This is a genomic window from Mesorhizobium sp. P3_A9, assembly GCF_056402975.1.
Window position 1 is genome coordinate 1 of sequence record NZ_JBFUGJ010000346.1, and the last position, 6,047, is coordinate 6,047.

The window sequence follows — 6,047 nt, forward strand, 5'->3', positions numbered from 1 at the left end:
TCTGTGTGATCGTCGGCCCATCCGGCTGCGGCAAGTCGAGCCTGCTCTATCTCATTGCCGGCCTCGAGCAGCGCACCGGCGGCACGATTGCCGTCGGCGGCAAGCCGGTCACCGAGCCAGGCCCCGATCGCGGCATGGTGTTTCAGGCCTATACGCTGTTCCCCTGGCTCACCGTGGCGCAGAACGTCGAATACGGTCCGAAGCGCAAGGGCATGCCGACGACCGAGCGCAAGGCCATCGTCGAGCATTTTCTCCACGAGGTCGGGCTGGCGAAATTCGCCAACCATTATCCCTCGCAGCTGTCGGGCGGCATGAAGCAGCGCGTGGCGATTGCGCGTGCGCTCGCCAACGATCCGCAGGTGCTGCTGATGGACGAACCCTTCGGCGCGCTCGACAGCCAGACCCGTCACTCGATGCAGAGGCTTTTGCTGCGGATCTGGGACCATTCCAAGAAAACCGTCCTGTTCGTCACCCACGACATTGACGAGGCGATCCTGCTGGCGGACCGGGTGCTGGTCATGTCCGGCCGGCCCGGCCAGATCAAGAAGGAAATCCGCGTCGGCCTGCCGCGTCCGCGCAGCATGGATCTGGTCATGGAGCCGAACTTCATCGCCATGAAGCGGGAAATCCTCGAGCTCCTGAAGAACGACGAAGACGAAGAGCACTAAGCAACGGCAACGGTCTTCAGGTGGATCACGACACAGGCATGGCATGAGCATTGAGGTCGCGGAATTCGACTATATCGTCATCGGCGCGGGCTCGGCCGGTTGTGTCCTGGCCAACAGGCTGAGCGCGAACCCCGCAACCCGTGTCTGCCTGATCGAGGCAGGCGGCAGCGACGACCGCACAAGGGTGCGCGTGCCGGCCGGCATCCTCTCGCTCTACGGCAATCCGACTTTCGACTACGGCTACAAGGGCGTGCCGCAGCCGCTGCTCAACAACCGCCGCATACCGGTCAACCGGGGCAAGCTTCTCGGCGGGTCGAGTTCGATCAATTCGATGGTCTATATCCGCGGCGCAGCCCAAGACTACGATGAGTGGGCGGCGCTTGGCTGCGCGGGGTGGTCCTATGCCGATGTGCTGCCGGTGTTCAAGAAACTGGAGCGCAACCTCCTGTCGCAGAACCCGGCCTATCACGGCTTCGAGGGTGAACTGCTGGTCGACAATCCGCGTGATCCCAACGCCGTATCCAGCCTGTGGGTAGAGGCGGGCCGGGACATCGGCCTGCCCGAAAACCGCGACTTCAACGGCGATAGCCAACTCGGCCTCGGCATCTACAATGTGACCCAGGACAAGGGCCAGCGCTTCTCGGCCTACACCGCCTTCGTCCGGCCGGTTCTCAGCCGCCCGAACCTTCAGGTCCTGTCAGGCGTCGAGGTGCTTGATCTGGCGGTCGAAAGCGGGCGCGTCACCGGCGTCAATGTGATCAAGGACGGGTCAGCCCAGAGGCTGACATGCCGCGCTGAAATCGTGCTCAGCGCAGGCGCGATCGGCTCGCCGCGCATCCTGCTTGCTTCCGGCATCGGCCCGGCCGAGGAGTTGAAGGCGGCGGGGGTGGAACCGGTCATGAACGTGCCGGGCGTCGGCAAGAATTTGCGCGACCATGTCGACGGCATGATCACCGTGCGGTCGAAGAGCGCCAGGACGCTCGGCCTGTCGCTCGCCAATCTGCCGGCGATGCTGGCGGCGCCCTTTCAGTATTTCGTCCGGCGCAAGGGCATGCTGACGACCAATTACGTCGAGGCCGGCGGCTTCGCCAAGACCAGATATGCCGGGGATATTCCCGATGTCCAATTCCACTTTGTTCCGGGCTACCGCAGCCATCGMGGCCGGCTTGTCGAATATGGCCACGGCTATGCCGTGCACACCTGCGTGCTGCGGCCCGGTAGCGTCGGCGAAATCACGCTCGAGCGCGACGGCACCCGCCGCAATGTGCTGATCGATCACCGCTTCTTCAGCGACGGGCAGGACGCACTGACCCTTGTCGAAGGCATCAAGCTGGCGCGCTCGATCCTGGCTTCGCCGGTCTTTGCCGATATTCGCGGACCGGAAATCCTGCCGGGACCCGATGTCGTCACCGACGACGAGATCCTCGCCTATCTGCGTGCCGAAGCATTGACCGTCTATCATCCGGTCGGCACGGCCAAGATGGGCAATGATGCCATGGCGGTGGTCGACCCCACTGGTCTCAAGGTGCGCGGCTTCGACAATCTGCGCGTCGCGGACGCCTCGATCATGCCGACGCTGATCGGCGGCAACACCAATGCGCCATCCATGATGATCGGCGAAAAAGCAGCCAGGGCGATGCTGTCGTAGTGTTGGCCAGTCTCTCTTGGCGTTTAGGGACAAGCTAACCACTGCCACGTGAAATCGTAATTTTCGCTAATCAGTCCCTCCAGTACACCAACGATCTGACCTCCTCGCATCCGCAGAAACTCTTGGGGGGAAAGGACGCAGAAATGTCGGTGGAAAAAATAGACACGCTTGTCGTCGGCGGTGGCCAGGCGGGGGTGGCTATGTCTGAGCATCTGAGCAAATGCGGCGTGCCGCATCTCGTTCTCGAGCGTGGCCGGATCGCCGAGCGCTGGCGTTCGCAGCGATGGGACTCGCTCGTTGCCAATGGCCCGGCCTGGCATGACCGTTTCCCGGGCATGGAATTTCCCGTGACGGGTCCCGACGGCTTTCCCTCCAAGGAGGAGGTTGCGGACTATTTCGCCGCCTATGCAAGGCAGATCAATGCGCCGATCCGCTGCGGCGTCGAGGTCAAACTCGCGCAAAGACATGTCGGTCGACCCGGGTTCCGCGTCGAGACGTCGGACGGGACGATCGAAGCCAACAGCATCGTCGCGGCGACCGGACCTTTCCAGGTCCCCGTCATCCCCGCTCTTGTCCCCGCCGATGCCGGCATTCCGCAGATTCATTCCAGCGCGTACCGCAACCCCGGACAGTTACCAAAGGGCGCGGTGCTGGTGGTCGGGGCCGGATCGTCAGGTGTGCAGATCGCCGATGAGCTTCAGCGCTCGGGGCGGCGCGTCTACCTCTCGGTCGGCGCACACGACCGCCCGCCGCGGGCCTATCGCGGGCGCGATTTCTGCTGGTGGCTTGGCGTTCTCGGCAAATGGGACCTCGAGACCCCGGGGCCTGGCACGGAACATGTCACGATTGCGGTGAGCGGCGCGCGTGGTGGCGAAACGATTGATTTCCGTCGGCTGGCCGCGCAGGGGCTCACCCTTGTCGGCATGACCAAGACATATCAGGATGGTGTGCTGACCTTCGCGCCCGATCTGGCGAAGAACATTGCCCGCGGCGACGCCAACCTGATGTCACTGCTGGACGAGGCCGACGCCTATGTCGCGCGTAACGGACTCGACCTTCCGGAGGAGCCCACGGCCCGGCGCATCGACCCGGATCCCGAATGTCTGGTCAATCCGCTTCGTGAGCTCGATCTGGCCGAAGCCGGGATAGCGACGATCATCTGGGCCACCGGCTTTGCCGTCGACTACAGCTGGTTGAAGGTCGATGCCTTTGATGAGAAGGGCCGGCCAAGGCATCAGCGCGGCGTCTCGACCGAGCCTGGGATCTATTTTCTCGGCCTGCCTTGGCAGTCGCGAAGAGGGTCGAGTTTCATCTGGGGTGTCTGGCATGATGCCAAGCATGTCGCAGACCGTATTTCGACGCAGCGCAAATATCTGGCCTATCACGCTGCAGCACGGCGCGAGACAGTGGACGCCTGAGCGACGCTGACAACAGCCACGAGCCCGATCTGATGGAGACCAGGATGGCGCATACGAGAATCCGCAAGTTCAACACCAAGGACACCTATCCCGAGCAGAAGCTCGACAATGATCTGTGCCAGGCGGTCGTCACGCGCGGCGGCCGGACGGTCTATCTGCGTGGCCAGTGCCCGCAGGATCTCGACACCGCCAAGAATATCGACAGCCACGATCCGGCCGAGCAGACGCACAAGGTGATGCAGAACATCAGGCAGCTCATCGAGGAGTGCGGCGGTACCATGGAGCATCTGGTCAAGGTGGTGGTCTACATCACCGACGTGCGCCATCGCGAGGCGGTCTACCGGACTATGGGCGAGTACATCAAAGGCGTGCATCCCGTTTCGACCGGTATCGTCGTGCAGGCCTTGGCGCGGCCGGACTGGCTGGTCGAGATCGACGGCACCGCCGTCATCCCGGATTGATCCCAATGACATTTTCCATTGTCGCGCGGTGCAGCCGCACCGGCATGTTCGGCGTCGCGGTGTCGTCTTCCTCCCCGGCGGTGGCGGCGCGCTGCGCCTATGCGCAGGCCGGCGTGGGCGCGGTCGCCAGCCAGAACGTCACCGATCCGACGCTCGGCACGAGGGGGCTCGAGCTGCTGGCGCGCGGTGCTTCGGCCGCCGAGGCGGTCGCTATCCTGAAGCGCAACGGCGCCTACAGCGACTACCGGCAGGTGCTGGCTGTCGATGCCGCCGGGACCACAGCCATTCATTCCGGACCCAGGGCGCTCGGCATCTGGGCGGAAGCGTGTGCGGACAATGTCGCCTGCGGCGGCAACATGCTGGCTCATGATGGTGTGCCGCAAGCCATGGTCGAGGCCTTCCTGGCCTCGGAAGGGCATCTCGGCGACCGCCTGATCGCGACCATGCGCGCCGCGCTGAAGGCGGGTGGCGAGGCGGGTCCGGTGCATTCGGCTGGAATGAAGCTGGTGCGCGAGGTCGCATGGCCGGTCGCGGACCTGCGCTGCGACTGGACCGAAAGCTGTCCGATCGAGGAGTTGGCGGCCTTGTGGGACCGCTACAAGCCGCAACTCGATGCCTATGTGACCCGCGCGATCAATCCGTCCGACGCGCCGAGCTACGGCGTGCCGGGCGACGAGTAGCCGGCATACAGGGGGAGGCATCCGCATGAGCGAACTCAGTCACAAGGACTGGATCGGCAAGGCATCCGCGATCCGTTTTCGCGACAAGGCGTTCATCGACGGCAAGTGGGTCCCCGCGCGTTCGGGCCGCACCTTCGCCAGCATCAATCCGGCCACCGGCGAAACGCTGGCCGAGGTGGCGTCGTGCGGCGAGGAAGATATCGATCTGGCCGTTGCCGCAGCGCGCCGCAGTTTCGAGGCCGGTGTCTGGTCACGCACGAGCCCGGCGCACCGCAAGGAGGTGCTGCTGCGGCTGGCGCGACTGCTGCGCGAAAACCTGCAGGAGCTTGCACTGCTCGAATCGCTCGACATGGGCAAGCTCGTCACCGATGCCGCCACCGTTGATGTCCCCGGTTCGGCGGCGATCTTCCAGTGGTATGGCGAGGCCATCGACAAGATCTATGACGAGATCGCGCCGACCGGCGGCAGCGATCTGGTGCTGGTGCGGCGCGAGCCGCTCGGCGTGATCGGCGCCGTGGTGCCGTGGAATTTCCCGCTCGACATGGCGACCTGGAAATGCGCGCCGGCGCTGGCGGCGGGCAATTCGGTGGTGCTGAAGCCCGCGGAGCAGTCGCCTTTCTCGGCGCTCCGGCTGGCGGAACTCGCCATGGAGGCGGGCCTGCCCGCCGGCGTGCTCAACGTCGTGCCAGGCCTCGGCGAGACGGCCGGCCAGGCGCTCGGCCGCCACATGGACGTGGATTGCCTAGCCTTCACCGGATCGACCTCGGTCGGCAAGATGTTCCTGCAGTATTCCGGTCAGTCGAACATGAAGCAGGTCTGGCTCGAAACAGGCGGCAAGAGCCCGAACCTCGTCTTCGCCGATTGCGGCGATCTCGATGCGGCGGCCGACATGGCGGCATTCGGCATCTTCTTCAACCAGGGCGAGGTCTGTTCGGCCAATTCGCGCCTGCTCGTGCAACGCTCGATCAAGGATGCCTTCGTGGAGAAACTGGCTGAGCGCGCGGCCACCACCCAGCCTGGCGATCCGCTCGACCCGGCCTCGAAAATGGGCGCCATGGTCGATGCCCGCCACGCCGCCAACGTCATGAGATTCGTCGAGGCCGGCAAGAAGACGGCGCGCCTGGTTGCCGGTGGCGATCGGGTCACGGTCAACGGCCGCGGCAGCTTCATAC

Annotated in this window: 6 protein-coding genes; all 6 read left to right on the plus strand. The window is 64.6% G+C overall.

All coding sequences use genetic code 11. The features are described 5' to 3' along the window. Window positions 1-668: ABC transporter ATP-binding protein (locus AC1DX0_RS29320; protein WP_477357908.1), on the plus strand; the 668-nt coding region annotated here is incomplete at its 5' end. Between the two features lie 43 nt (window positions 669-711). Next, window positions 712-2,316 (plus strand): GMC family oxidoreductase, encoded by a 1,605-nt coding sequence (locus AC1DX0_RS29325; protein ID WP_477220868.1) that lies wholly within the window; start codon window positions 712-714, stop codon window positions 2,314-2,316. A gap of 143 nt (window positions 2,317-2,459) precedes the next feature. Continuing rightward, window positions 2,460-3,734 carry a flavin-containing monooxygenase gene (locus tag AC1DX0_RS29330; protein ID WP_477220869.1) on the plus strand — a complete coding sequence of 425 codons (1,275 nt, stop codon included), beginning with the start codon at window positions 2,460-2,462 and terminating at the stop codon, window positions 3,732-3,734. A gap of 44 nt (window positions 3,735-3,778) precedes the next feature. After that, window positions 3,779-4,195 carry a RidA family protein gene (locus AC1DX0_RS29335; protein WP_477220870.1) on the plus strand — a complete coding sequence of 139 codons (417 nt, stop codon included), beginning with the start codon at window positions 3,779-3,781 and terminating at the stop codon, window positions 4,193-4,195. Between the two features lie 5 nt (window positions 4,196-4,200). After that, a complete protein-coding gene (locus tag AC1DX0_RS29340; protein WP_477220871.1) occupies window positions 4,201-4,875 on the plus strand; it encodes a DUF1028 domain-containing protein in 675 nt (224 codons plus the stop codon). Window positions 4,876-4,900: 25 nt separating this feature from the next. After that, a partial coding sequence (locus tag AC1DX0_RS29345; RefSeq protein WP_477357910.1) for an aldehyde dehydrogenase family protein occupies window positions 4,901-6,047 on the plus strand: 1,147 nt, incomplete at its 3' end.

Coding starts and splice junctions, on each gene's coding strand:
- AC1DX0_RS29330 (WP_477220869.1), top strand. CDS start 2,460: ATGTCGGTGGAAAAAATAGACACGCTTGTCGTCGGCGGTGGCCAGGCG.
- AC1DX0_RS29335 (WP_477220870.1), top strand. CDS start 3,779: ATGGCGCATACGAGAATCCGCAAGTTCAACACCAAGGACACCTATCCC.
- AC1DX0_RS29340 (WP_477220871.1), top strand. CDS start 4,201: ATGACATTTTCCATTGTCGCGCGGTGCAGCCGCACCGGCATGTTCGGC.